A 1,002-nucleotide genomic window follows, 5' to 3' on the forward strand; every position below is an offset into this window, starting at 1 on the left:
TCTGCCAAATTAAGATGAAGTAAAAGCTAAGTCGACCTAAAAAAGCACCCTTCTAGTCGATTAATCTAAAAGGGTGCCATATACTTTAATTTTAATACATGATTGATTCTAAAAAAGTGAATTATTCTACAGTAACTGATTTAGCAAGGTTACGTGGTTTATCCACATCTAAATCTCTGTGTAATGCTGCATAATATGAAATCAATTGTAATGCAACTACTGAAACTAATGGTGTCAATAATTCATGTACATGAGGAATGACATAAGTGTCGCCTTCTTTTTCAAGACCCTCCATAGAAATAATACATGGATGTGCACCACGTGCTACTACTTCTTTAACGTTACCACGAATTGATAAATTAACGTTTTCTTGAGTTGCTAAAGCAACAACTGGTGTGCCATCTTCGATTAATGCAATCGTACCATGTTTAAGTTCGCCACCAGCAAAACCTTCTGCTTGAATGTAAGAAATTTCTTTAAGTTTTAACGCACCTTCTAAACTTACGTTATAGTCAATAGTACGTCCGATAAAGAATGCATTGCGTGTTGTTTCTAAGAAATCTGTTGCAATTTGTTCCATAATTGGTGCATCGTCAACAATTGCTTCTATTGCTGTTGTTACTTTTGCTAATTCTCTCAATAAATCAATATCTGCTTCACGACCGTGCTCTTTTGCAACGATTTGAGACAAGATTGATAATACTGCAATTTGTGCAGTATATGCTTTTGTAGATGCAACTGCGATTTCAGGACCCGCATGTAATAACAATGTGTGGTCTGCTTCACGTGATAAAGTTGAACCTGCAACATTAGTGATTGTTAATGATTTATGACCTAATTTATTAGTTTCAACTAATACTGCACGGCTATCTGCTGTTTCACCTGATTGAGAAATATAAACGAACAATGGTTTTTCAGATAATAATGGCATGTTGTAGACAAACTCTGATGCAACGTGTACTTCAGTTGGTACGCCAGCCCATTTTTCTAAAAATTCTTTAC

General features: G+C 35.2%; 1 protein-coding gene. It reads right to left on the minus strand.

The annotated features are described in order from the left end of the window. Positions 1–121: 121 nt before the first annotated feature. Positions 122–1,002, minus strand: an 881-nt coding sequence (locus tag IDG60_RS27670; protein ID WP_206160914.1) for an isomerizing glutamine--fructose-6-phosphate transaminase, incomplete at its 5' end; no start/stop codon positions are given.

Source organism: Staphylococcus sp. EG-SA-2 (assembly GCF_017152085.1).